The sequence below is a fragment of the Methylocystis sp. ATCC 49242 genome, assembly GCF_000188155.2.
In the GTDB taxonomy this organism is placed as follows: domain Bacteria; phylum Pseudomonadota; class Alphaproteobacteria; order Rhizobiales; family Beijerinckiaceae; genus Methylocystis.
In genome coordinates this window covers 104,513-128,279 of the sequence record NZ_KE124773.1, presented here as the reverse complement: position 1 = coordinate 128,279, position 23,767 = coordinate 104,513, and the positions used below count along the sequence as shown (strand labels likewise).

Annotated in this window: 25 protein-coding genes; 12 read left to right on the top strand and 13 right to left on the bottom strand. The window is 61.3% G+C overall.

The features are described 5' to 3' along the window. Nucleotides 1-84: 84 nt before the first annotated feature. Nucleotides 85-2,073: a type IV secretory system conjugative DNA transfer family protein gene (locus MET49242_RS23095; protein WP_244430650.1), complete on the bottom strand. Its 1,989-nt coding sequence runs from the start codon at nucleotides 2,071-2,073 to the stop codon at nucleotides 85-87. On the opposite strand from MET49242_RS23095, the gene MET49242_RS26010 reads away from it, so the two are divergent. Continuing rightward, the gene (locus MET49242_RS26010; RefSeq protein ID WP_244430655.1) at nucleotides 2,050-2,334 is read left to right on the top strand and encodes a hypothetical protein; all 285 of its coding nucleotides are present in this window, start codon (nucleotides 2,050-2,052) and stop codon (nucleotides 2,332-2,334) included. The two genes, MET49242_RS23095 and MET49242_RS26010, sit on opposite strands and share 24 nt — an antisense overlap. 149 nt (nucleotides 2,335-2,483) lie before the next feature. On the opposite strand, the gene virB11 is transcribed toward MET49242_RS26010, so the two are convergent. The 11 genes from virB11 to MET49242_RS01735 form a co-directional block, all read right to left on the bottom strand. Then, a complete protein-coding gene (virB11, locus tag MET49242_RS01785; protein WP_144259421.1) occupies nucleotides 2,484-3,488 on the bottom strand; it encodes a P-type DNA transfer ATPase VirB11 in 1,005 nt (334 codons plus the stop codon). After that, the gene (gene virB10, locus MET49242_RS01780; protein WP_084678836.1) at nucleotides 3,436-4,782 is read right to left on the bottom strand and encodes a type IV secretion system protein VirB10; all 1,347 of its coding nucleotides are present in this window, start codon (nucleotides 4,780-4,782) and stop codon (nucleotides 3,436-3,438) included. The genes virB11 and virB10 overlap by 53 nt, the downstream gene beginning before the upstream one ends. A 15-nt stretch (nucleotides 4,783-4,797) precedes the next feature. Further along, the gene (locus tag MET49242_RS01775) at nucleotides 4,798-5,664 is read right to left on the bottom strand and encodes a TrbG/VirB9 family P-type conjugative transfer protein (RefSeq protein ID WP_036279559.1); all 867 of its coding nucleotides are present in this window, start codon (nucleotides 5,662-5,664) and stop codon (nucleotides 4,798-4,800) included. Then, the gene (locus MET49242_RS01770) at nucleotides 5,661-6,410 is read right to left on the bottom strand and encodes a virB8 family protein (RefSeq protein WP_051133894.1); all 750 of its coding nucleotides are present in this window, start codon (nucleotides 6,408-6,410) and stop codon (nucleotides 5,661-5,663) included. The genes MET49242_RS01775 and MET49242_RS01770 overlap by 4 nt, the downstream gene beginning before the upstream one ends. 9 nt (nucleotides 6,411-6,419) lie before the next feature. Continuing rightward, on the bottom strand, nucleotides 6,420-7,487 hold the full coding sequence (locus MET49242_RS01765; protein WP_036279562.1) for a type IV secretion system protein: 1,068 nt from the start codon (nucleotides 7,485-7,487) through the stop codon (nucleotides 6,420-6,422). A gap of 212 nt (nucleotides 7,488-7,699) precedes the next feature. Beyond that, nucleotides 7,700-8,422: a type IV secretion system protein gene (locus MET49242_RS01760; protein ID WP_036279566.1), complete on the bottom strand. Its 723-nt coding sequence runs from the start codon at nucleotides 8,420-8,422 to the stop codon at nucleotides 7,700-7,702. A gap of 23 nt (nucleotides 8,423-8,445) precedes the next feature. Beyond that, the gene (locus MET49242_RS01755; protein WP_144259398.1) at nucleotides 8,446-9,141 is read right to left on the bottom strand and encodes a hypothetical protein; all 696 of its coding nucleotides are present in this window, start codon (nucleotides 9,139-9,141) and stop codon (nucleotides 8,446-8,448) included. Beyond that, nucleotides 9,131-11,566, bottom strand: coding sequence for a VirB4 family type IV secretion system protein (locus MET49242_RS01750; protein ID WP_036279986.1), 2,436 nt, complete (start codon nucleotides 11,564-11,566; stop codon nucleotides 9,131-9,133). Before MET49242_RS01750 ends, MET49242_RS01755 begins: the two co-directional genes overlap by 11 nt. A 10-nt stretch (nucleotides 11,567-11,576) precedes the next feature. Continuing rightward, nucleotides 11,577-11,873 (bottom strand): type IV secretion system protein VirB3, encoded by a 297-nt coding sequence (locus MET49242_RS01745; protein WP_036279983.1) that lies wholly within the window; start codon nucleotides 11,871-11,873, stop codon nucleotides 11,577-11,579. After that, on the bottom strand, nucleotides 11,873-12,184 hold the full coding sequence (locus MET49242_RS01740) for a TrbC/VirB2 family protein (protein WP_036279981.1): 312 nt from the start codon (nucleotides 12,182-12,184) through the stop codon (nucleotides 11,873-11,875). Before MET49242_RS01740 ends, MET49242_RS01745 begins: the two co-directional genes overlap by 1 nt. Further along, nucleotides 12,181-12,906 (bottom strand): lytic transglycosylase domain-containing protein, encoded by a 726-nt coding sequence (locus tag MET49242_RS01735; protein WP_244430641.1) that lies wholly within the window; start codon nucleotides 12,904-12,906, stop codon nucleotides 12,181-12,183. Before MET49242_RS01735 ends, MET49242_RS01740 begins: the two co-directional genes overlap by 4 nt. Nucleotides 12,907-13,056: 150 nt before the next feature. On the opposite strand from MET49242_RS01735, the gene MET49242_RS01730 reads away from it, so the two are divergent. The 6 genes from MET49242_RS01730 (at nucleotide 13,057) to MET49242_RS25395 (ending at nucleotide 17,079) form a co-directional block, all read left to right on the top strand. Beyond that, nucleotides 13,057-13,395, top strand: a complete 339-nt coding sequence (locus tag MET49242_RS01730; protein WP_144259420.1) for a hypothetical protein — start codon at nucleotides 13,057-13,059, stop codon at nucleotides 13,393-13,395. Next, complete coding sequence (locus MET49242_RS01725) at nucleotides 13,395-14,009, top strand: hypothetical protein (protein WP_036279974.1); 615 nt, start codon at nucleotides 13,395-13,397, stop codon at nucleotides 14,007-14,009. The genes MET49242_RS01730 and MET49242_RS01725 overlap by 1 nt, the downstream gene beginning before the upstream one ends. Nucleotides 14,010-14,235: 226 nt before the next feature. Continuing rightward, a complete protein-coding gene (locus tag MET49242_RS01720) occupies nucleotides 14,236-14,775 on the top strand; it encodes a hypothetical protein (RefSeq protein WP_144259419.1) in 540 nt (179 codons plus the stop codon). Nucleotides 14,776-14,781: 6 nt separating this feature from the next. Further along, nucleotides 14,782-15,546 (top strand): hypothetical protein, encoded by a 765-nt coding sequence (locus MET49242_RS01715; protein WP_036279968.1) that lies wholly within the window; start codon nucleotides 14,782-14,784, stop codon nucleotides 15,544-15,546. A 58-nt stretch (nucleotides 15,547-15,604) separates the two neighbouring features. After that, nucleotides 15,605-16,180: a thermonuclease family protein gene (locus tag MET49242_RS01710; protein WP_244430640.1), complete on the top strand. Its 576-nt coding sequence runs from the start codon at nucleotides 15,605-15,607 to the stop codon at nucleotides 16,178-16,180. Between the two features lie 485 nt (nucleotides 16,181-16,665). Next, entirely contained in the window at nucleotides 16,666-17,079 is a 414-nt protein-coding gene (locus MET49242_RS25395) for a toprim domain-containing protein (protein ID WP_158497232.1), read from the top strand. Nucleotides 17,080-17,242: 163 nt separating this feature from the next. On the opposite strand, the gene MET49242_RS01700 is transcribed toward MET49242_RS25395, so the two are convergent. Further along, on the bottom strand, nucleotides 17,243-17,842 hold the full coding sequence (locus MET49242_RS01700) for a hypothetical protein (protein ID WP_036279965.1): 600 nt from the start codon (nucleotides 17,840-17,842) through the stop codon (nucleotides 17,243-17,245). A 364-nt stretch (nucleotides 17,843-18,206) separates the two neighbouring features. On the opposite strand from MET49242_RS01700, the gene MET49242_RS01695 reads away from it, so the two are divergent. The 5 genes from MET49242_RS01695 to MET49242_RS01675 all read left to right on the top strand — a co-directional run bounded on the left by MET49242_RS01695 (nucleotide 18,207) and on the right by MET49242_RS01675 (nucleotide 23,680). Further along, nucleotides 18,207-19,352 carry a DNA cytosine methyltransferase gene (locus MET49242_RS01695; protein ID WP_036279962.1) on the top strand — a complete coding sequence of 382 codons (1,146 nt, stop codon included), beginning with the start codon at nucleotides 18,207-18,209 and terminating at the stop codon, nucleotides 19,350-19,352. Then, nucleotides 19,349-20,209 (top strand): hypothetical protein, encoded by an 861-nt coding sequence (locus MET49242_RS01690; protein ID WP_036279959.1) that lies wholly within the window; start codon nucleotides 19,349-19,351, stop codon nucleotides 20,207-20,209. Before MET49242_RS01695 ends, MET49242_RS01690 begins: the two co-directional genes overlap by 4 nt. Continuing rightward, a complete protein-coding gene (locus MET49242_RS01685; protein ID WP_036279958.1) occupies nucleotides 20,202-20,936 on the top strand; it encodes a GIY-YIG nuclease family protein in 735 nt (244 codons plus the stop codon). Before MET49242_RS01690 ends, MET49242_RS01685 begins: the two co-directional genes overlap by 8 nt. 168 nt (nucleotides 20,937-21,104) lie before the next feature. Next, entirely contained in the window at nucleotides 21,105-23,183 is a 2,079-nt protein-coding gene (locus MET49242_RS01680) for a ParB/RepB/Spo0J family partition protein (RefSeq protein WP_036280119.1), read from the top strand. An 80-nt stretch (nucleotides 23,184-23,263) separates the two neighbouring features. After that, nucleotides 23,264-23,680 carry a hypothetical protein gene (locus MET49242_RS01675; RefSeq protein WP_051133935.1) on the top strand — a complete coding sequence of 139 codons (417 nt, stop codon included), beginning with the start codon at nucleotides 23,264-23,266 and terminating at the stop codon, nucleotides 23,678-23,680. Nucleotides 23,681-23,767 lie beyond the last annotated feature (87 nt).

Sequence of the window (23,767 nt, the reverse complement as noted above, 5' to 3'; positions counted from 1 at the left end):
GCCCAAAGCGTGAGACGCGGAGCCAGGTCTGTTGGTCACGCTTCACAGCGCAATTGTGTGATTATCACCCGCGCGCGTCCTACATTATAGGAGTTCGTGCAAATCATCTGGCGTGTCTTGGAAAAGACTCGCGGCCGCTTCCAGGCCCGCTACGGCTGCTTCGAACTCCGCTCGCCTCTCTCCCGTCACGCACGACGCGACTGCGGCCTTTACATCCTCTACCCACTCGGCGGCTTCGGAACTGACGGCAGCTACGAGCCCGAGCATATCCGGCGGTTCGGGCGTCTTCTCCACCATGCCCCCGGCACCCGCGCTCGCCAAGGTGATGGACGGCGGCGGTGGCATTAAATCAGCTGGGGAAGGCACAGGGGCGACGCCACGTAAATCGTGAGACCCAGGTTCGGTGTGAGCCGCAACACCCGCCCTTTCGGCGCGGTCCGCATTGAGAAGATTTCGGGCGGCGACGATTTCCGCGCGCACCGACCTAGTCAAAACCTCCGGCGGGTCCGCGCGTCGTATCGTGAAGCGGCGCGGCTTCTTCAGAACGGCGACCGACTGAGGCGCGGTCCGAAGCTGCTTGCAAAGCGTAGCTACCGGCTCATTGCTCGCTTGGTTCATCGCCGCGACAAAAGCCACGCGGAAAGGCTCAGCGTCAACGAAGATTTCCTCTGCGACCGCCATCACGCGCGCAAACGCTGCGTCGTGCTTCGCCCCATGTGCAGCAGACACGATCGTCGCTCCCGCATCAGTCGACCAGTCCGACGCGAGGCCGGCAGCCCCTACATCCGGCACGCTCAGTTGAGCGCTGAAAGGCGCCGACGCCGCGACCTTCCGCTTGTATCCGCCATCCATGAAAAAGTTAATCTTATCCAAAACCGCCGCGTAATGGCCGCGAACCAGCAGAACAGACTTTTTACTGTCCAACCGGCGAAGGGCTTCCGGCGCCATCAGGGGCTCGAGTTCCCACCGCCCTTGCGTCGTGCGGCTGGCGCGGGGCGTGCCGCCCACGAGGCTGCCGCCGCCGATCGACGTCCCCCAGCCTTCGCGGCGAATGTAGTGCTTTCCGATTTCGTCGGCGCAATATTTGGCGGTCGTTTCGTCGCCGACGCCGATCAAGAGCTTCACGTCCATATTGCCCACTAGCATGTCCCGAGTCGGCTTGCCGTAGCGTACGTCCAACTGGGTCAGGCCCTGCGCGATGACCGCGATTTGGAACCCATAGCCGGCGACGAGCGGCGCGCGATCGACGATTTCGGGCATGCGACCGAACTGATAGAATTCATCGAGCATCAGGAGGAGCCTATGCGGCTCGTCGAGGCCAGGAAGGCTCCTCAACAACACGTCGTGAACCTGCTGAACGAGCAGACGCACGACCGCTTCAACCGAACCGAAATTGCCGACCGGTGTGCCGATCAAAATCGTAAACGGCTTTCGTCGCAGGTCCGCGATGTTGAAATCGCAGCGGCTCGTCACATCGTCGACCAGCTTGTTGTTCCATCCATCAAGCGCCGTGACGATATGCGCCTCGAAGGACATGCGCTGCTTTTCTTCGCGGCCAATGTGCTGCCGAAACTTATCCGCCACGAACTCGTTCAGGTCGGGCTCGGCGACGAGAATATCGGCCATCACGGCGGCAAGGCTGCGGCCTCGGCTCATCATCTTAAGCGCGGATTTTATCGTGCGCTGGCCGCGCATCGTGTCGCTGTCGAGCACATAGCCTAAGAGGCCGGCGAAGAGTCCCCGCGCCGTTTCCGCCCAGTAAGAATCTCCTGTCGCCGGCGTCGGAATGAGGCTTCGCGCGATATTTGCCACATCGGTCGCCCGTTCCGGCCAATCCGACACGAGATCGAGGGGGTTCCAACAATGCGATTCCGCCGAACCCGGCGAAAACAGGAAAACCCGTTGGCCCATGGCCGCGCGGGCGGCGCCGATTTCTGTCCACATTTCGCGCTTTATGTCCAAGCCGATCAAAGAGCCGCGCCATTCAAGCGCATTTGGGAGCACGAAGCCGACGCCCTTGCCTGCGCGCGTCGGCCCGTTCACATAGATGTGACTCGCGCCGCTGTAGCGCACGTCCTTGCCGTTAAAGCGTCCGAGGAAAATCGAGTAGCCGGGCTCGCCGTTCAGCAAATCCGCTTTGCGCAGATCTTTGAGCGCCGCGAGTCTCGAGCCCCCGAGCGGCGGCCTTATCGCGCGAACGCCTTGAACAATCTGCATGGCGATCACGGCGACGACAACGACAGCGATCGTGGCGCCGAGCGTCGCTCGCGCCACCAAATTCTGGACGACTGGATCTCCCCATTCGCTTTGAGCCGCGCGCAGGGGCAGCAGTAGTTCAAATCCTCGGGTAAAACGCGTCCAGAGCAGCCAGCTATGCGTGCGCCAGGCGACCGCCAGCGCGTAGGACGCCTCCCAGAGAAGGAAGGCGGCCGCCAAGACGCAGAGCGCGCCGAGGAAATAGAGCATCCAGCGCATCGGCCCTCTCACGCCTTCTTGCCAAAGCCCCGGAAATAAATTTCCGCGACGCCGCGCGTCGGCCGGCGGCGCAATTGAACCACCATCGGTATGACCGAGCGGACATAGTCCATGATTTCCGCCTTGCTCAGCTTGAGCTCTGATTGCAGCGTCATCAGCGCCAGGCGCTCAAAGGCGCCGTAGGAGCTATCAGCGTGCAGCGTGGTCAGGGAGCCGGGATGGCCCGTGTTGATGGCCTGAAGGAATGTCGCCGCCTCGGCGCCGCGAATTTCGCCGAGAAACAGCCGGTCCGGCCTCAATCGCAGGCTCGATTCCAGCAGGTCTTGAGCCGTCACCTGCGCCAGCCCCTGCCCGCCCTTGGAGGCGAGCAAGGACAACCAGTTCGGCTGCGGCGGCTGGAGTTCGCGCGTATCTTCGATCGAGATCACGCGCTCGGCAGCTGGAACCTCTTTGAGGAGCGCGTTCAGAAAGGTCGTCTTGCCCGACGATGTGCCTCCTGAAATGATCATCGTCACGTGGTTTTTGACCGCGAAGCCGAGCGCCTTTTGCACGCCCTCAGGCGTCGCGTCCTGCAGCAACTCGGCAAGCTCGGTCTCGATCTCCGGATAGTGGTTGAGGTCCGCCTTGAGCGGCCCTCTCACCTTCACGCCCTCGAAGGCGCCCATTCGCGCATAGTCATCAAGGCCGAGATTGGCGATCACCTGCTTGCGGATCGAGAACGCGCCGCCAGAAGGGGCCGCTGGCGCAAGCACCCCCTGAAATCTCTCCCCATGCGGCATCGCCGCCGACAGCAGCGGCGTCGACGAGTTCACGGATTGCTGGGTGATCGAGGCCACATGTTCCGCCAGCCGCCTCACGGCCGTCTCCGTCAATTCGGGAACCTCGAAGCGCTCCATGGCGGGCTTGCCCAGCGCCTCGACCCACACCTCCCCGGGCCTGTTGACGCAGATCTCGATCACGTCAGGGTTTTGTAACCAGACCCGAATGGGCTGCGCCGCGTTCCGGAAGAACACCGGCAGGGTCTCCCAGAGCGGTATCTTGGTCGCGCCGCGGGCGCTTATTGGGGTGCTTGAGTTCATAGAGCGCCTCTTTCACAGGGTCCGGATAGAGGTCGGAGAAATCGAGGTCGCGCTTCACAAAAACGAGAATTCTCGTGCCCTGATCGACATAGATCGTCGGCGGAATGTGAATCTCGTCTTTCAGCGCCTCTACGGCCATGCGCGTGATCGCTTGCGAGGTCGACTGGGTCCCGATCTGCCGCGCGCTCAAGAGCACGGAGTTCGGATTGCCCACTATGGGCACGAGCTGGCCGGTCACCGGATCGAGCGCATATTGCTGGCTCGTCGCAAAATTTTGATTTTGACCGAGCGAGGCGACGAATTGCGCGACGCCGCCGGTGAGGGTGAGAAGGGCGGCATTTCCGAACCTGTCGAGAAAATGCTTGTCCACCTCGCCTGCGAGCCCCGAGCGGCCAAGATTATCCGTCCCATAGGATCCGAGCATCAGCGACACCCCGTCGGCGCGCAGCATGCGCGTCCAGACGATCATGACGCGCGACTGGCCCCGGACGATTCCGGAGCGGTATTCGCCGGTGAGCATCGTTCCCTTCGGGATAAGGACGCGGCGTCCATCGAACGAATAGACGTCTTCGCTCACTGACGCCCTCACATTCCCGGGAAGGTCGGACTGAATACCCGTTTCCAGGACGCCGTGGATCATGAAACCCTGCGGCACGAGCGCGTCGATCCGCGCGTGCTTGACGGCGCGGGCGCGCGTCACGTCATTTTCGGCGTTGCGAAGGAAGCGGCGATTCGGGTCTTCCTCGTCCCTCTCGGCGCCGACCCTTGCCACAGGATCGACCGACGCCGTTCCTTCCCGGTCGTTGATCGCGAGCATCGGCGAACGAAGGCGAGCCTCGACCTTCGCTTCGGCTTCTTTGCGCAGCCGTTCGAGCTCCGCCAGGCGCCGCGCTTCGCTATCGTCTAACCTCGGTTCTGTAACGGGCGGAGCGCTGACCACAGCGGCAGGCTGAGGAGCCGGAGGCGCAGGAATCACGAATTTAGCGGGTTCCACTTTTGGCGGCGGCCGGTCGAAAGACGCGCCCGGTTGCAGCCTCGCGGTCGCAAATGACTCGTCGCCGGCGTTCTGCGGTTTGCTTTGCTTGCGACTCGACGCGTACCACATGAGGGCGATGATGACGGCGGCGGCAAGAACCGCGACCCCGCCCAGCGCCACATTGGGGTTCGACGACTGGCGCGTGACCGTCTCGTTCGCGAGCCGGCCTTCTTCCTCAAAATCAGCAGCCATGATCCGGCGCTCCTGTTATTGCTGCAAGCTGGCGCTCGGCGCGAGGCCGTTTGAGAGAAAGTTCGTCAAGAAACCGCCCTCGGGCGCATGGACGGCCTGGATTTCGGGTTGCACGTCCGTCTCTTGCGCCGTTGGCGGCGGATCAGCTTCGGCGCGCATGTTGAAGACGCAAGCGGTCGCGGCCCCGTTGCGCATCGTCCATTGACCGGCTGTGCGATCGACGACAATCATGCCGCCCTCGCGCCGGTAGTTCACGAGTGTCTCGGACCGATCGGGATTGACCAGGAAGATGCCAGGAACGTCGCCCGAGAAGCGAAAATAGGTCTTCGTTCCGTCGTCGAAGACGTGCTCGGGTTTGACGTACGGCGCGCCTTTGTAGCTGTAATCAAAGTTTCTGATCGACGAGTTTTCGGCATTCCGCTTATTGGGGAAGGCCGCAAGCTGGCGCGCCTTCTCCAAGAGCCGCGCGTCTGCTTCTTCGTCCGGATAGGTGAAGCGGACTTTGAACACGACCCGACGATCGTGTCCACTGCTCGTGCGCAAGATGAAGGAATAGATTCGCTTCCTCGTCGTCACGACAGTCATGTTGGTGACCGCATCCGGCTCCAGGGGCTTGATAAAGAGAAATTGCTTCGATTGATCGGGCACCGCTTGCCAGCCGATCGTGTCTCCGAGCGCGACCGTTGCAATTTTCTCGTCGTCATGGAGAACGATGATCGTCGAGACGCCCCGCGTGCCCCAAATCGTGACGACGTTATCCCTCTCGAATGGCACCGTGCGCAGGCGCGAATCCGCCGCAACCGGCAGCGGCGCGCGCTCAGCGACGGCGGGTGACGACAAAATGGCGGCGAGCAGGAGGCTCGCAAGCAAAACGTTGGTCATTGCGGACCTCCCCCGCCAAGCGGAGCCACGGTTTCCTGGTCTTTGCGATATTCGACGACTTGAAACCCAAGCGGGTTGTCGAAGCGCCACTCGTTGCGCATCGGCTCCTGCGTGTAGCGGAACCTGACATTCGCGGCCCAATGTTCAATGACCTGTTCGCGCTCATTCGTGCGCGTCGTCATGAACCGAACGGCCGCCGTTGCGGGCGCCTTGGGGTTATCCATCCAGCCATGCGTGAGAAAGTTCACGCTCTTGACATAGACCTTGACGCGTCCGGTCGGACCCCAGAGTTTCATCGGGCTGTTTGGATTGGTCACGGAAAATTGTTCCGCAAGCTCCTTGCTGGCGCTTCCGCTCGAGAGCAGCGACGCGAGCTCGAAATTATCCCTCAGGGCCGGGGGATCGTAGGTTTCGCGCGCGCGGATGAAACGGACGATGTTGGCCTGCGTCACCGCCTCACGCTCGGAAATCGGCCCCCCGCTCTCAAGCGGCCGAGCAACCTCGACATAGCCCGTCGCCTTGTCCACGAGGAGCGTCACCACTTCGGTGGATTTCAAGGGGATGAGCATGAAGAGGGCGACGAGCGCCGCGAGAAGCGCAAGGCCAATCAGGCTTGCGACGACGCGCCAAGCGTTTCTGGAGAGCTCGAGCCGGCGGTAGATGTCGCGCTCCCAGCGCGCGCCATCGTGATAATAGCTATCGCTCGCCAGCGGCGACCGCCCGCCGGTCTCCACATCATCTGACATGATGGATTCCTATCCCTGTTCGCGGCGATGTTGAGCCGCGCGGCTTTCAATAAGGGCGGCCGCCACCTGTTCCGCGCGCGGGTCGTAGCTCGCGCCGCGCTGCACGGTGGCGCCGCCTGGACCGATCGTGTATCCGCCGTCGCTTGGCGGCGGCAGCGCGGCTTGACGGTAACCGCTGCCCGAAAGTCGCCAGTCTCGCCAAAGCCGCCAGGCGCCTTGCGCCCGGCCTTGAAGGTCGATGACGTCGCGCAGCGCGTAGCCGCCCGCGACCGAGGCTGCGATTTGGAGGGAAAGAGGCAGCAAGGCGCTTCCGACGCCGCAAAGGATCAAGAATGGCGCGATCACCGTCATTGCGGACGATGCGTCCGTGATCGATCCCAAATTGGTGATGGTGGAGTTCATGAGCGTCAGCAGAAATCCAAGGATTCCATAAACGACGACGGGAACGATCGCATATTGCGCGCAGGTGCGGAGCCACCCGGTGAAGAGGACCGAGCTAAAGTTGAAGAGCGCCATTGCGATGAATAGGGGCCCAAGACCCAGCAGCACGAATAGAGCAATCTTGCCGACCAGCACGAGGCTCACGGCGATCGTGATGAAGACGACTGCGGCGATAAGCAGCACGATGGCGAGCAGCGAGAGGCCGATCGCGGCGCCCCAGCCGCCGGAAGCGGCCACGGTCTTGCCCGCCGTGAGAGCGTTGGTGAAGAGCGTCGAAAGCGTGGAGGAAATCGAAGACTCCGGCGTGCCGCAGTTGGCGCCGCCGACGCCTGAGCAAACCGCTGTCGCCACGCCGTCGGCTCCTTTGGTGAACACATCCACGACGATCGAGGAGAAATCGCCCCAGCTGAAGGCCAATGTGTAGATGACGCCGATGCGAAAGATACGCCATAGGAACGCGCCGGCTGTCAGCGGCGCGCGCCCGTAGATCATTTCATATCCCCAGTATGCGACATAGATCGTCAACGCCACGGTGAACACCGGCGCAAGGCCAGAGGAGATGGACTGATAAATCTGTTGGACCGCCGATGCGGCGGTGGAATCCACCTTCTGAAAAAGCGCCGAGATGATGTCCACGGCGGTTCCTTCCTAATTAGCGATTTATCGGGAGAAGCGGCCCGCAATCGCTCGCCGCTGCAAAGGCTCGTCCAAAAGACCACAAAGAACTGTCGCGCATGCAGGGCGCTATCAGGTCCCTGTGCGCGCAAGCCGAGAGGGCCGTTAGCGCCATCCCGAGCGTGACGATGAAAGCGCCTCTGGCAATTCTTCTTCTCATTGCGCTTACTCTCCTACTGCCCAACCAGCGTGGCCTTCAAAGCGTCGTACGACCACATGTTTGCCAGCTTCGACTGAGCGGCGAGATCCTGCTGCTGCTGAGCATTCAGGGCTGCGTTCGTCAGGTTCACGGCGCCGATCAATTCGTTGATTGTCTGACCCGTTTGAGTCTGGATTTGCGAGTTTTGATCGATCGATCCCTTGATGTCGGGCGCCGAGCCAATTTGTCCCGCCGCTCCTTTGAAGCCCGACGACCTCGTCACCGAGGCGGCCTGAGCGCCAGACACCGCGGCGGTGATGGCGGCGGAGGTGTTAACCGCGCCCGTGTAAGCAAGGTCGGTCGTCGACGCCGCTGAATTCGTTCCGGTGAGCGTTTTGACGAGATTGAGACCGTTGATGATCGAAGACGCCAACGAGCCATAGGAGCCAAGCCCGCCCATCGACAGGGACCCGCCGCCAAGCAGCGAGCTGAGGTCCGGCGCGCTCGAGAGCGAGAAGCCGCCAAGGCCAATCGAGGACAGGCCTCCTGTCGACCGATCGCCGGTCACCGCCGCCAGCGTGTGATTGACCGTCTCGAGAATCTGTTGGTTGGTGTTCATGATCTGCGCAGTGTTCTGCGCCGTCTGCGTCGCCTGGGTCAGTGTCGCCGTGTCGATAACCGGGACTTGCGCCAATGCGGCGGCGCTAAGGAGCAACCAGCTCCCGAGCGACAATGAAAGCAGCGGCTTCCTGATCATGATCTGTCTCCTCTGGCCTCGCCTCACGGTCCCGTGGAACGCGGGACGACAGTCGCATTTGTGTCAGTCATTGCGGAGAGCCCTGTGAGCGTTGCTTTGGCCGGATCGAAGGCCAAAGCATTCGCCGCCCGACTCGCGCCGGCGATAAGGTTCAGCCCGCGCTGATTGAAGAGCCGCGCCGTCAGGCTCGTCACCATGATCGCCTGGTTCCACATTCCGCCGTTGTTGCTGCGCGCGCTGCTGTTTTGGTTCCAGGCGGACTGGGAGAGCGCGAGCGCGCCGATGATGGCGCTGGCGATTTGCGTGTTGCTCTTGTTCCCTTGAATGCCGCTCGCGACCGCGCCCAAAGCCGCGACCGTCTGCGCCACGGTATTCAGATTTAGCGCGGTGACGCTCGTTCCACCGCCGGTGACGGTGGTTTGCACAGCGCTCAAATCCATGTTGGAAACGACCCCAGTGGCGGGCGCCGAGACATTGTTTGCTGAGACGAGATCGGCGCCAGCTGACGGCAATTGGCCCTGCCCCGGGGTCTGCAGGCTTGCCGTAATCCCCTTCGAGGGCTGCAAGGCGCCATCCTTGTAGACCCGCGCTTTGGCCGTGCAATCGGAGATGCTTTTTTCGGTCGTCTCCCGAGCGGCGTCGGTGACGGGCGTATCGGCGAAAGCCGGCCCAGCGGAGGCGAGAAGGGAGGCCGCCAACGGAAATAATCTATGCCGCATGGGAAACCTCCCGCTTCGCGGAGCGCCAATTGCAGAAAATCGGAACCCACACGCGCGGGTCGTCCCCGACGCGGGCGCGCAGCTCTTCGCACTCCTGGACCGTGTCGACGTTCCCGGCGAGAACTTTGACGATATCGAGCATGTTCGAGAGATCGAGCTGCGCGATGACCGAGTCCTGATCGTGTTTGATCAGGAACTGCCGAGAGTCGGGATGGGTGCTGATCACCCACTCGAATTCGCGCTCGGAAAGCTTGAACCCCGTCACATAGCTCTCGAAGTCCGCTTTGGGATTGGGGAAGAAGATGTTGGTCGGCGTCTGCTCGAGCAGCGTGTGCCCCATGGGGGAGGCGACGATATCCTTCGCCGACTGTGTGCCGAAGCCGACGATCCCGTTGAGCTTGCGGATGGTTTTCAGCTTGTCGTTGAGAAAGCCCGCGAACTTGTCGTCGGTCAGAATTTTCCAGCCTTCGTCGATGAACAACATCACCGGATTGCCGTCCATCATCCCCTCGATCCGGTGGAAGATGTAGCCGAGCGCCGCCGTGCGGATGTCGTCGTCATCCAGAACCTTGGTCATGTCGAAGCCGAACACGCCATTCGACGCCGACCACGAGTCGCGCTCATTGTTGAAGAGCCATCCGCGAGCCTTCGTCCAAACGTCGAACCTTGACGCGAGATCCTCCTGGCCCAGCTTTTCGCTGCCCCTGAGCAGGTGCGCGACTTCCGCGAAGCAGCGATCCTTCGCGGGTACGGCGAAAATCTGGTCGACGGCGCCCTCGACGATTTTGAGCTGATGCGCGCCGAGATCCGAACCGTCGCGGGGCCGCACCATGAATTTAAGGAGGTCTTCGAGAAATTTACGGTCTTCAAGGGAGCCCGGAAGCTGCAGCGGGTTGAAGCCCGTCGGAACGCCGGGGACCAGCACTTCATAGCTGCCGCCCATGGCCCGGATGAGCGGATCGGCGCCGCGGTCCTTGTCGAAGAAGGCGACGCGCGGGCGCGGCGTCACCCGCATGGCCTGGCAGAGCAGGAAGCCGAGGCCGACGGTCTTGCCCGAGCCGGTCGGACCGGTGACCGTGAAATTGCCGACCTGCCGGCGGTGGAAGTTGAAGTAATACGGGGTTTGGCTCGTCGTCTCCAGGATCGAGATCGCCGGTCCCCAGCGATTGCCCTCAGCCTTCCCCACGGCGAAATTATGCAGCGAGGCGAAGCCGACGAAATTGCGGGAGGAGATCAGGGAGCGCCGGGCGATATAGGCGAAATTCCCCGGCATCTGCGCCCAGAAGGCGGGCTCGGCGTTTATGTCTTCTCTTACGACGATCGTCCCGAAATTCTGCAGCTCCTGCGTCGCCGCCTGAACGCATTTCTCCATTTCGCGGATGGAGCGGCCGATGGCGCAGACCGTCAGATGGTGATAGCCGAGGACCGTTTGGCCAGTGACGAGCTCGTTGCGCGCGGTGTTGATCGCCGCCTCGACCTCCGTCCCGGCTTCGTCCGAGGCGGCGATCTGGCGCTCGACCTTGGCGACGTGCGACATGACCGGCGCGCGGTCTTCGAGCGCGAAGGACTGCGAGACGATCAGTTCATATGGGACGCGCAGGAGCCCGTCGAGCATCCCGGCTCCCGTGTAGGCCGGATACTCGCGAATGGAGAGCATGGCGGCAAAGCGGGTGTCGGCGTCCGACGCTCCTCTGCATTCAAGAGCCTTCTTGCCGAAGGTGATGCGCTTCGTCGGCAGATAGGCGTCGAGCGCCATGCGCGGCAGAGCCATGTGAAGCGGCGCCCCGCCGTTCAGCAGCTGCGCCAGGAACTCGCCGATCTCCGTGCAGACCGCGCCGTGGAGCATCCTTAATCCGAGGGTTCGCGCCCCGTAGCTGGCCATCTCCCTGCAGAAATTGGCTGCGACGTCGTGTAGCTCACGCTTGGCCTCGCGCTCGATCTCCTTTTCTTCGACGCCGAGCCCCTTGCGGAAAAAGCTCGTCGCCTTGTCCGCCATGCCGACCTTGCCCTGAAACCCCCGGCGAATGATCGTCACATAAAGGTCGTTCACGAACATGCGCTTATGCGCCTGGTTCGCCATGTAGCGGCGATCCAGCTCCGCGCAGAAGAAGTTGTCGAAGCCGCCGCCGATCTCTGGCGTCACTTCGCGCCGGATGATGTGGGAATAGACGGCGAAGCGGCTGTCGTTCATTGAACGAATGAGCGTATTGCGGCTCGATAGCCGCATATCGATCTCCGCCTGGTCGGCGGTCTGAAAGCAGAAGCCGCCGACCTTCACCACCATCAGAAAGTGGCCCTCCTTCGTTTTGAGCATGTCCTCCTCGACATGCCGAAGATAGGGCACGTGCTTGGATATCCCGGCCTCGCGGCCGCTTTGTGCTCCGAATTTCAAAGAATCGAGAATATGCGCGGAGAGCTTCGCCACGATCGGCTCCTCAAGGCTTGTAGGAGTCACCGCCCCAAAATCGGTGATTTCGGGTGATGGGGCATTTGCCGTACCGCACGAGGAAAATGTCGACGAACCGATTGTCCCGGACCGTCAGCACGTAAGCGAGGCCGTGGATGGGCGCGAACAGCAAAAACATCAGCAGGTTTTTGGTGTTGATGAAGATGAGAACGATGACGCACCATTCCATCACGAACAGCACATAGGGGACGCCGAGCATCATGGGCGGCCTTGTGAGGCCGCCGACGAGCGGATCGAGACGGGGCTTCGCCTGCTGCCGGATCATCAGCCCTGCCCGTTCGTGAGCGATTGGACGATTTGCGCAGCGCCGAAGATCAGAGCCACGCCGACGATGACCGAGAAGGCCCAGGACCACGGAATGCGCGAGGTGAGCGCGAGATAGCCGACGGCGGCTACGGCGACGGTCGCGGCCGTCGTCGCGAATGTTCCCGTCATAAATTGAAGCACGCTCGTCAGCGCGGTGTTCAGGGGCTGGAAGGTCGCCGTCTGCGCCAGCGCCAAATCGGGGCCAGCGATCAGCGCCAATCCGACCAGAACGCCCAAGAACATCGCGTCAGAGCGCGAAAAAACTTTCATTTGCTCTCTCCTTCATCGTCAGGGGACACGTAGAGAACCGATCCGCCGATCCACTCTTGGTCTTTCGCCGAACGGCTCTTTCCGGCTGGCGGCGACTCGCTTCCTGACGCTTCCTGAACGTTACGGCTCGCCTCGGCGCCGCGCTTTCCGCGCCGCGCCGAGAAATCGCCAAGCCCGTAATATTGATTGGTCACGGCGGCCACGTAGCGAACCGTTTCCGAGTTCGCCGGCACGCCCTTCGCCTGATAGACGCGCTCGCTGCCGGCGTTGTAGGCGGCGGCGACGAGCATCATGTTTCCCTGGAACTGGACGACAAGGTCCTTCAGGAACAGCATCGACCCGCGGACATTCTCGAGGGGATTGCAAATGTCCGCGATGCCATATTGGGCGGCTGTCTGCGGCATGAGCATCATCGGGCCGCGTGCGCCCCTCGGGGAATTGAGATTGGCCCCGTTTGACGATTCCTGGTCGAGAATCGCCAGAGCGAGCTTCTCGTCGACTCCCGCGCGCCGCGCCTCGGTTTGGACTACGCCTCGCAGGCTTTGCGAATCCATCTCGGCCGAGCAGGCTTCTGATTCGACAGCTTCTGTCGGCAGGCTCCGCGGCGCGGCTGAGGCCGGCGCCAAGGCGACCCTTACAGCGCCCCCAGGCGCGGGCTTTCGCCCCTCTGCGGCCGCGATCGCGGGAAGAAGACAGAGGATGAGGAGGAGCGCAATGCGCATCGGGCAATTCCCTGGTGAGTGACTCCCTCTTAACAAAATATAATAAATTGGCAACCGTCAAAATCTGCGATATGAAAACGGCTGAAAATATTGGGAACGTCACGAGTGATCGGAAGCGTCCCACGCAAGTGTCCGAGCGAGAGCGCCGCCATGAAGCATCTCCATGACAGCCAGTACGTCTTCCTTGAACCGATTCGGCCTCCTTTCCCCTTTCTGATCGTCTTAGGAGTCTTGGTGGTTGTCGTCTCGCTGGCGGCCGATTGGCTGAACAGTCTTCCTGTCCAACTTGTCGGTCCGATTCTCTATCCTATCGAGCGCGTATTGAACGCAGCCTTCTTTCCGGAGGCGCAAACTCCGCTGCGCCCCAACGGTTCGGCGCTGCTGGTGCTTCTCCCGACGGTCGCTCTGTTCGCCGCGATCTATTTTGCCGCCCGCGCAATTTTTCGGACCGCTATGCGCGTTCTTCGGCCTTTCGTGGGGCGTCGCTGATGCGCGCGTTGCTCTCGTCGATCCAGGCGGCTGGGCTTGTCTTGCTGCCCGCGACGGCGTCGGCCGAATCCTTCACGCCGGACCCGGAGCGATGGCGCCCGGTCGCCTATTCCGACCTTCGCCTTCCCCGGGGAGAAGCGGAGTCATACGCTTCGATCTGGCGGGATCGGCTCGACGAGAGCAATTCGAAGCCGCCGCCGGCGCCCCTTCCGGGGCGTCCGCTCACGGATCCCTCGCTCAGCTACGCCGTCGGCAATCGCGGCGCCTCGGAATGGCACTTCACGATCAACTTCCAAACCAAGCTCGCCGCCCTGACCGTACTCGACGCGCCCAATGTTTGCACGGACGAATACCCCTCCCCGGCAGTGGGCGTGAAAATCAAAGTCTGTCCGATGCGACTCGCCATGTTCGAGGCGGACCGCTACGCACTCGTGATAGACGGGGCCGCCTGCTTTCTCGAAAAGCAGCCGCAAGCGCCCATCGAAGACTCCTCCGCCACGCGCACGGAAGTGTCATATGACGTCGGGGCGCGCTCCTTTAAAATCCGCTACACGGTTTCGCATGTGGAAATTCCCCAATGTGGGCAAACCGTGCCTCTTCACCCTACGAATTAGCGCCAAGTTCATCGGAGCACAGACAATGACCAAGCGAACCCGCCTCTCTTTGCCGTTGATCCGAGCGCAGCGATTTATAGCATGGCCGCTCGCCTCCATGCGTCAAGCGGAAAAGCAGTTTCCGCAAGCGGACCCTCTGCCTTTCCACCGACGCTTCGCGCCTTTGACGCCGGCGGCCGTCCACGCTTCTCGCTTCGCATCGGCCAATACTGCGAAGGAGATTTTCGTGAGCGCCGTAGCAGTCATCACCCTCTTTGTCCCGTTTGCCAGCTATGCGCAAGACGCCGCGTCGCACCGGCTCGTGGCCGAGGATTTTTCACTCGTCGGCCCCGCGGGCCTCCAAACGGCCGTTTGGGCCGACAAGATTGCGAAGCTTCGCGCCGACAGAGCCGAAGTCCAAGCCCTTGCGCCGGGCGCCCATCTCAAGCCGATCGCCCAAGTCTGGACGACCACCTTCAAGGGCGCCGATCGCTCCTATGTCGTTTCCGCAGTCAATAACGGTTGCACGTCGAGTTCAGCCGACCCCAACTCGTTAACTTGTCCCGCCCGCGTCGTTGAGATCATCGGCGGAAAGACCCGCGTCATCGCCGACTTCGATCTTCCCATTTCTTCGGTGCGCGGCGAATACGGCTTCGACGCTTCGTCGAATTCGCAAACGCGCTTCATGACGATCGCCTCTTTCGATCCGGCGACGCGCTCAATCTCCTTCACCGACGTATCGAACGGTGAAAAGAGCCCGATCGACGTTCACATCAAGCTCCAATAGGACGCCATGCGCCGCACCTCCGTCGTGACTGCCGCCCTGTTGTCCGCCGCGTTTTGCGCGCCGGTGCGCGCTTTTCTGGCAGGCGGCTGCTCCAATCAAAGCTACTCCGCATCCGACATCTCGGATGCCCTCCAAGGCTGCGCGAACGCCAACAGCACATTGAAAAACAATTCCTGCAATTTCGGCGGCGCTGCCATGGCCGAGTCCGGCGGCAACACCTGCGAATCGAACGGCAACAACTTTGGCGTGCTCCAGCTCACCCGATCGAATCTTCCCGCCGGCATGAGCCCAACCCAATATCTCAATCTGCCTATGCAGCAGCAGGTTTGCCTTTGGGCTCAACAGGTCGGCAACTCGAACACATTAGGGGGCTTCCAGACTCTCGCCAACAACAGGTCTATCGCCGGCACGGCGGTTACGCCCGGCATGATGATGGCCTGCTTTCAATTCGGCCCGCTCATCTGCAAGAACGACATCACTTTCATGCAGTCCAACGGCGGCGCCTGCCCGACCGCCGGCAATGGCGGCGTTGGAGCCACCGGCGCAACGCTTCACAATGGTACCGCCAACCTCGATGGGAACAATCAATCCATCTGCTCCTGGGGACAATCGATCCAGAACAAAATCAACCAAGCGGCGACGACGTGCAAAGCTTCAACCGGCTCTGGTGGTGGCGGCACCAACTGCCCTGGCGGTGGGTCCACGCCCGGGGGCGTCATCCCGCCGTCTCCGGGCAACGCGCCCGTTTCGCTTCCCGCAAATCTTGCTTAGGAAGGCTGAGCGCATGTTTCTCGCCTGCCTTAGCGTCTCTTGCGGATTTTTGCTCGGCGTGTTCGCTGTAATCGCGCCTTCGAGCGCCGAGGCGCAGCAGGCGGGGTCGTCGAGCGGCGCCAATCTCGAAGCTCTAGCGCCGAAGGCCGCGCCTCTTCCCGTCTTCGATGTTCCGCCGGAGGGGGTTCAATTCCAAACGGGAGACACCTGGACTCAAGGCGGGCAGACCTTCCGGCTCTATGCGGTCCAGTCCTGCATTCGCGGGACAACCTTCACCAATGCTGCCGGCATAAAGCGCGATTGCGGAGAAGCCTCGATTGCCTATTTCGCCGCGCTGATCAAAGACGCCAAACCTCGATGCACAGCGCTTGCACAGTCGGGCTCCGTCACCTTTGCCGTTTGCGCCGCCCATCTCGGCGCACAAACGGTTGATCTCGGCACGATCCTCATCACACAAGGATTCGCCTTCGCGGCCACCGATCCCAACGGCAAGCCCGTGAACTTTCAATACGCCGTGGCAGAGAGCGACGCCCAGAAAAATAGACGTGGCCTATGGGCTTCGCCCGACCTCCCTCACCCGTCGGCCATTCTGAGGAACGCCTATCGCAGAGCCACTAATTCGTCCGCGCGATGAAGCATGACGCTGCAACGATAGCCAAAATTCTTGGCGGGAAGCCCGAGGGAGGCGGCTACCTCTGCTCCTGTCCCGTAAAGGGGCACGGCAAGGGGCGCGGCGATCTCCGTCCATCGCTAAGCGTCTCCGACGGCAAACGCGCGCTCGTCTTCCATTGCTTCGCCGGCTGCAAACCCCGTGACATTATCGCCGCTCTGAATGCGCTTGCGCCGGACCACGGCCCCAAGCCTCGCTTAGAAAGTCGAACCCTTCACAGACCCGCGAAGAAATCGAAAACCACTTCCGCCCTTGCGCAGAAGCTTTGGAAGGCGGCGCTTCCCGTCGCCGGCACGCCCGCCGAGACCTACCTTCGCGCACGACGCTTGCCGCCCATCCCACCTCCCACCATTCGCTTCCTTCCCACATATCGCTATGACGAAACGCGGCGTTTCCCATGCCTAATCGCCGCCGTGCAGGCGCCTTCACGGGCGATCGTCGCCGTTCAATTGACGTTCCTCGATGCTTCCGGGCTTCGAAAGGCCGACGTGCCGCACCCACGGCGCGCGATCGGACCGCTCGGCGATGGGCTTCTGCGCCTTGCGCCCGCCGCTGAGCATATCGGGCTCGGAGAAGGCTTCGAGACGGCCTGGGCTGCGTCTTTGCTTCACGAGAATTTCCCCGTTTGGGCGACGCTTGGCGCCGATCGCTATGCGATAGTCGCGCTCCCACCAATCGTGAGGCGCGTTACGATTTTTGCCGACTACGATGCGCCGGGCCTATCGGCAGCTCTTTCGTTCTTCGAGCGCCGCCCGGGGCTCGAGGTGTGGATCGCGACGCCGACGATGGCTGGTGATGATTTCGCGCGTGCATTGGGACGGCGATTGGAGGGCGGTCACTCGTGTGAAATTGTGCACCGGTGACCCAGTATTGCCCTATCGTTCAGCGAGTCTGGGCAATAGGGGGTGTGATAATTGCGCCAACATTTGGTCGACAGAAACTGCCGCTGTCGGCGAGCGTCCGACCCCTCAGCGATAGCCAAAAGCCATAGAGATCGGAAGATTTTGGTGGCGACCGCGCCGCGGTTCACCGCATTGAAACTGGGTTCCGAACGCCGCTGTGCCGCCGCCAAGAAGTCTCGGCAAAGCGGACCAGATCCATTTCGCCCCGTCCATAGATCTGCGCGATTCCATTCTCATCGGAATTCAGCCCAACGTCGCTATCTTCAGCAGCAAGCAACACGTCCAAAGCCAACTCCTTTGGAAGGAAAAAGGCGACATAGGGATATTTTGCGTGATGCTGGCCGCCAAAGGCACCTGCGTTGCAGCTCGATACGGGCGTCGCGCCATAGGCCGACATTGCAATCGTCGCTGATGCAACGCCGATATCGAGCCCCCAAAGCGCCGGTTCATCCTCAAACGACGTCGCTTGCAGTTCGAGAAAGGCCGCGAGCTCGGCCTCGGGATGCTCGGCGGTTTTGAGTCGATTTATGATATCTGTCTCCAAGTCGAGTGCCGCACGAACCTCATCCCATGAGAAACCGCGCATGTCGCGATAGCAGCGATTGCCTGCGAGCCACCCTTCCACTTCCGCATGCTCGAGCTCCTCGCTCGATATGTCGGCGAGATCACCCAATTCCGGCTTGCGACGAATTTCGACAGGGAACGAGCGAGGAATCCAAGGCATCTGAGTTTCTTCCCAACGACGAGATGTCACGCTACCGGCCTCTCAGGCGACTGAGCCTTGAAACCCGAGCCTCGGGAATGTGGAAAGGTCCTGCGCGCCCGTTGGAACATATATAGAACATTCTAGACATGGCGCCAAAAAGGCGCCACCCTTGATGCATGAGCGATTCGTCGAAATCGAGCGCAGTTCGCGCTATTGACCGCATCAATCTTCGCCTGTCGCCAGCAATGTTCGAGGCGATCGACGATGCTCGCAGTTCGCGCCCTGGCAACGTATCCCGCAATACCTGGATCGCAGAAGCCATTGAAGAAAAGCTCGCGCGCGACGGTCCAATTCGACAGGCAAGATCCCGATCGGAAGCGTCATGCCTGATTTCTATGAGTTTTTTGCTGGCGGCGGCATGGCTAGGAAGGGGCTCGGCGCAGGGTGGACTTGCCTGTTCGCAAACGACTTCGATCACAAGAAGGGCCTTTCCTATCAAGCCAATTGGGGGACAGGAGGAGAGCTGCTGGTTGGCGATGTTCGAAAGGTCACGCCGAGCCAACTTCCGGGATGCGCCGACTTGGTTTGGGGCTCGTTCCCGTGTCAGGATTTGTCTTTGGCAGGGGGCGGCGCAGGCCTCAAAGGGGAGCGGTCGGGAACTTTCTATCCGTTCTGGGACGTGATCGGCGGATTGATCGCGGACAGTCGCGCCCCGCAGATTGTCGCAATCGAGAATGTTTGCGGCACACTCACCTCGCATGGCGGGAAGGATTTCGGGGCGATCTGCAAAACCTTCTCCGAGGCGGGATACCAATATGGCGCTCTGATCATCAATGCGTCTATGTTCCGGCCGCAATCGCGCCCGCGACTATTTGTAATCGGCGTTCACCAGGACATTGCGATTGAAGCTTCCCTCGTCTCGCCTGAGCCGATCGAGCCGTTTCACACTCGCGCCCTACGCAGGGCGGTCGACGGAATATCAGCGCGCGATCGCGCAAAGCTATTATGGTGGAATTTGCCGACCCCGCCCCATCGCAAAGTAACATTCGCCGAACTCATCGAAGAGAACCCTACGAGCGTCGACTGGCACAGTCCCGCAGAGACCAAGCAGATTTTGGCGATGATGTCCGAAGTCAATCTGGCGAAAGTTGAAGCGGCCAAGCGCTCGGGCCGTCGCATGGTTGGAGGGGTCTATAAGCGAACGCGATACGACGAAGATGGCGTAAAGGTGCAGCGAGCGGAAGTTCGGTTTGATGATGTCGCCGGATGCCTGCGGACACCAGCCGGCGGCTCTAGCCGACAGACCATCATGGTTGTCGACGGAAATAAGATTCGGTCGCGATTGATCTCTGCAAGAGAGACGGCGCGATTGATGGGTCTCGATGACGGCTATAAGCTGCCCAAGAACTACAATGAAGCTTACCACCTTATGGGAGACGGGGTTGTGGTCGATGTTGTGCGGCATCTCGCACAATATTTGTTCGAGCCAATTCTCGGAGTCAAAGCTCGAGCGGAGAAGGCGGCGTGAGCGTCATCCCGTGCGAGCAGGACGCGGGTCTTCGCCGTCAGATCGAACGATTCGCCGAAGTGCTCAAGACGCAAGCTCATAAGCTCGGGGACCATGGCCTCACGGAAAAGGACTTCTACGCTTCGCCGATATTCCGTTGCGCCATCCAGCAGGTGCGCGGCGAATTCTCGGCAACGATGCGAGACAAGCGGGAGTTTGTCCAGCATGTGCTCAATCATATGGAAGATCGGGGCTTCATAGCGAGTTGGGATCGTACGAAGCGAGGAGTGCTGCATGACTACGTTGTGAATTTGAAGAGCGGGCGGACCGCAATAATCGATTTGAATGGCTGTTTGGACGGCGACAACACCAAGCTATTTGAGCGCCCGAGCGGGGCCGATGAGTTCGTTATCTGGAGCCTGTGCACCAATGTTGGCGCTGACCCGCGGCGGAACGCCTGGTCTGGAATTCATACGCGCATCAGCGCCGAGATCGTCACGCGCAACCAGCTCGTCGACGGCTTGGTGATATGGGACATGATGTGCGGAACCATTGGGCGGTCCTGTCCAAAGTTGGCGCGGGACAGCGACGTCGATAGAAGAACGCTGATTGGCCCATTTTGCGCGCCTCCGCCCTGCATCTATGTTTTCCCCGCTTCGATCCCATCGGTCGAAGCGCCGAGCGTCAGAGGACAACAGCTATCCAACGTCGAACTCCTCGCTGCATTTCAGGCCAGCTTTCGGGGCCACGACGACGAGATCAACTACGTAAATTTCGACGTCGCTTTTCACCCAGAGGAGACGATGCGACGCACCACCATAGAACGTGGTGGAATCGTGCAGCATTCTTCTGAAATGACGGCGATCCGACGTGGGTAAAGACACCGATCGCCGGGCGCCACGCAATCCGGACTATGTGAATTTTCCTCCGTTTGAAACGGAGGACTTGAGGGCAAATCTAACTAAATTTCTCGATGTTCCTTTTGACGACGGGGCGGGACAAACGCCAAAGGTCGGACACTACAAATGGGGTGTCTACGCATTCTTCGATTATGACAGTGAACCCATTTATGTTGGGCAGACCAATGAGATGTTGCGCACCCGGATCCGCCGTCATCTGACGAACCAGCGCACTGACGCTGTTGCGATGTCCGTACTCGATCCTTTTGAGGTTCTCGAAATCGAGGTGTGGCCCTTGCCGCAATTTCAAGACACGAGCCGCGCCGACGTCGGCGCCCGGCAGCATCTCGACGCCCTCGAGCGGCTGATCACTCAACGCGCGATAGATCAGTCTGAATTCAAAGCCATCTTGAACGAGAAGGATCCCCCTCTTGGTTCACTCGTCGTTGACGCCCCGCCATCACTTCGGGGGAGGATCGTTTCAGACCGCGTATATGAAATCAGATCTCATCCTGACTTCAGAATCGCACGGCGAGCGCTCATTATTTCACGTCTCGCGCAGGTGATCTCTGAAAGGAAGGTGCAAGGAGGTTTGCGGCGCGTGTTGCAGACCCAGGCTTTGCGCCTCCAATGGCTTGCATCCAGGCGGTATGACGCTCTTGGCGGGGCGTCGTCCGTCGGACACGGGGGCGACGAAGACTCTTGAAGGGATGCGACCGCGTTCTCCAACTGCTGGCCTAGAGAACCATGATCGATAGCTTTGATTGGCAGCTGCCAGGCTGAGTTGGGCGAGAGCGAGAGGGCCCTTCGGGCTCTTCGAAGGGAAAGGGAGCGAGAGAGAGTCTTTCGCCTGCCCTTCGCGGAGTCGATGGAAATGTCGAAGATCACACTGGCAGTTGCAAGCGATATCACGCTGGATAAGCTGGTCGCGTCGGACGCGAATGTCCGACGGATCAAGGCGGGGGTGAGCGTCGAGGATTTGGCCGAGGATATCGCCCGGCGTGGGCTGCTGCAGTCGCTGAGCGTGAGCCCGCTCGTCGATAACGACGGCGGCGAGACCGGGAAATATGGCGTGATTGCCGGCGGCCGACGGCTCGCCGCTCTCAAATTTCTCGTCAAGCAGAAGCGTCTCGCGAAGAACGCGCCGGTTCCCTGCATCGTGAAGTCGGATGGCGTCCAAGAGGAAGACTCGCTCGCCGAGAACACGATGCGCGAGGCGTTGCATCCGCTCGATCAATTCCGAGCCTTCAAGAACCTGCATGACCAAGGCCTGAGCATCGACGACATCGCGGCGCGGTTTTTTGTTGGCGCACAGGTCGTGCGTCAGCGCCTGAAGCTCGCCGCAGCGAGCCCTAAACTGCTCGATCTCTATGTTGACGAGGAATTGTCGCTCGAGCAGCTCATGGCCTTTTGCGTCACGGATGATCACGAAAGGCAGGAGGAAGTCTGGGCGGCCTTGTCGCGCTCCTATGACACGGGACCTTATGCGATCCGCCGCCAGCTGACGCAGGGCGCGGTTCGGGCCTCCGACAAGCGCGCGCTGTTCGTCGGGAGCGAGACCTATGAGAGCGCGGGCGGCGTCGTGCTTCGCGACCTCTTCAACCGCGACGACGGCGGATGGCTGCAGGATGCCGCGCTGCTCGATCGTCTCTCGCGCGAGAAGCTCGAGCGCACCGCCGAGGAAATCCGCGCGGAAGGTTGGAAGTGGTCGGAGACGGCGATCGACTTCCCCTACGGCCACACCAATGGCTTGCGGCGACTGCCGGGAACCCAAGCGCCGCTCACCGACGAAGAGCAAGTCCGCTACGCCGCCGCTGTCGCCGAGTATAATCGTCTCTCGGAGGAGCATGAAAGCGCAGACGATTTGCCGGAAGAGGTCGATCGGCGCATGGCCGAACTCGAGGCGGAGATCGCAAGGGTCGATGACCGTCCCGCGATCTATGATGGCGCCGGGATCGCCCGCGCCGGCGTTTTCGTCAGTATCGACTACGACGGTCGCCTAAAGGTCGAGCGCGGATTTGTCCGTCCTGAGGATGAAGCGCGCAAGGAGGGTGGCGTTCCAGCCGTAGAGGGGGAGCCCCGGTCCGGCGCTCCATTGAGCGCCGGCGACCCGGCGATGGGCGCCGGCACGGAGACGGATCCCGCCTCGTGCGCCCTCGCGGAAGAAGAGGTCGAGACCTCGCCAAAACTGTCTGGTCTCATGATCGCCGAGCTTTCGGCCCATCGCACCGTGGCGATGCGGTTGAGCCTTGCCAGCAATCCCCAGGCCGCGTTCCTCGCCGCGACGCATGCGCTGGTGCTGAACGCTTTCTACAGCGCGACTTCCCACTCCTGTCTCGATCTCTCCGAGCGCAGCGTTATGCTCGGCTCTCACGCCCCTGGCATCGGCGACAGCCTCGCGGCGCGAACGCTGCTCGAATCCTTCGGGAACTGGCAGATGCGCCTGCCTGCCGATGCGGGCGATCTCTGGTCCTGGCTGCTCGCTCAGGACGAGACCATCCGCGCCGAACTCTTCGCGCTGTGCATCGCCCTCAGCGTCAATGCGCTGAACATGCCCTGGGAGAGACGAACCGGCGCGCTCCGGCACGCGGACCATCTCGCCGAGCATCTCGCGCTCGATATGCGCGGCTTTTGGAGCGCCAGCGTAGAGAGCTTTCTCGGCAAGGTCACGAAGGCGCACATCCTCGCGGCGGTGCGGGAGGCGAAGGGCGACGAGACGGCGGAGATGATCGCTCACCTGAAGAAGGCGGACATGGCCGCTGAGGCCGAGCGCCTCTTGCAAGGAACGGGATGGCTACCGGACGGCTTGCGCTCATCTCGCCTCGATGAGCCCGCTCCAATTGAGGAAGCGAGCGCTTCAGAGAGCGATGCTTCGATCGCGAAGGGCGACGAGCTGCCGGCGTTTCTCGACGAGACAACCGTAGGCCCAGATTATCCCGCCGCTGCAGAATAGTCGGCACAACTCCTTCATTCCCATCATCTTTGAGCGAGCTCGCCTTCACCGGCGGGCTCTTTTCTTATGCGGAGGTTGTTATGACGTTCGACTGGTATCGACGCTGCGCCTATGACGGCGAACAAAAGAAAGCCTTCCATCGCCGAGCGCGAACCGCGTTGCGGGCCCTCGCAAAGGAACTGCGCCTTTCGGAAGTTTCATATGACTTGCGTTCGAACCGTGGCGGCGTCGCTGTCAGTGGTGAGATCACGTTGCACCATGAACGGGTGTACATCCAAGTTTGCCAACCAGCGATCGGCGCCGACAGCGGGATTCTGATCCGAACGTGTGAGGGTCGGCGCGACTACGACGGCGGGCGCAATCATTTCGCGCCCTTGTCGTTGCTGGATCACCCCGCCGAACTCGCCGAATACGTCCGCGTGGTGATAAGCGGCGAGCTTTCGGTGGTCAGCCGGATGTTCGGACCGCTCGTGCATAAGCGGCTGGCGCGCGGGTGAGCGGAAAGGAGAGCAAGAGGGCTTTGCCGGGAAGGGCGAGCCCGGGAGGCGACAAGAGAGAGCGTCCCGGGCCGATGCCAATAATCC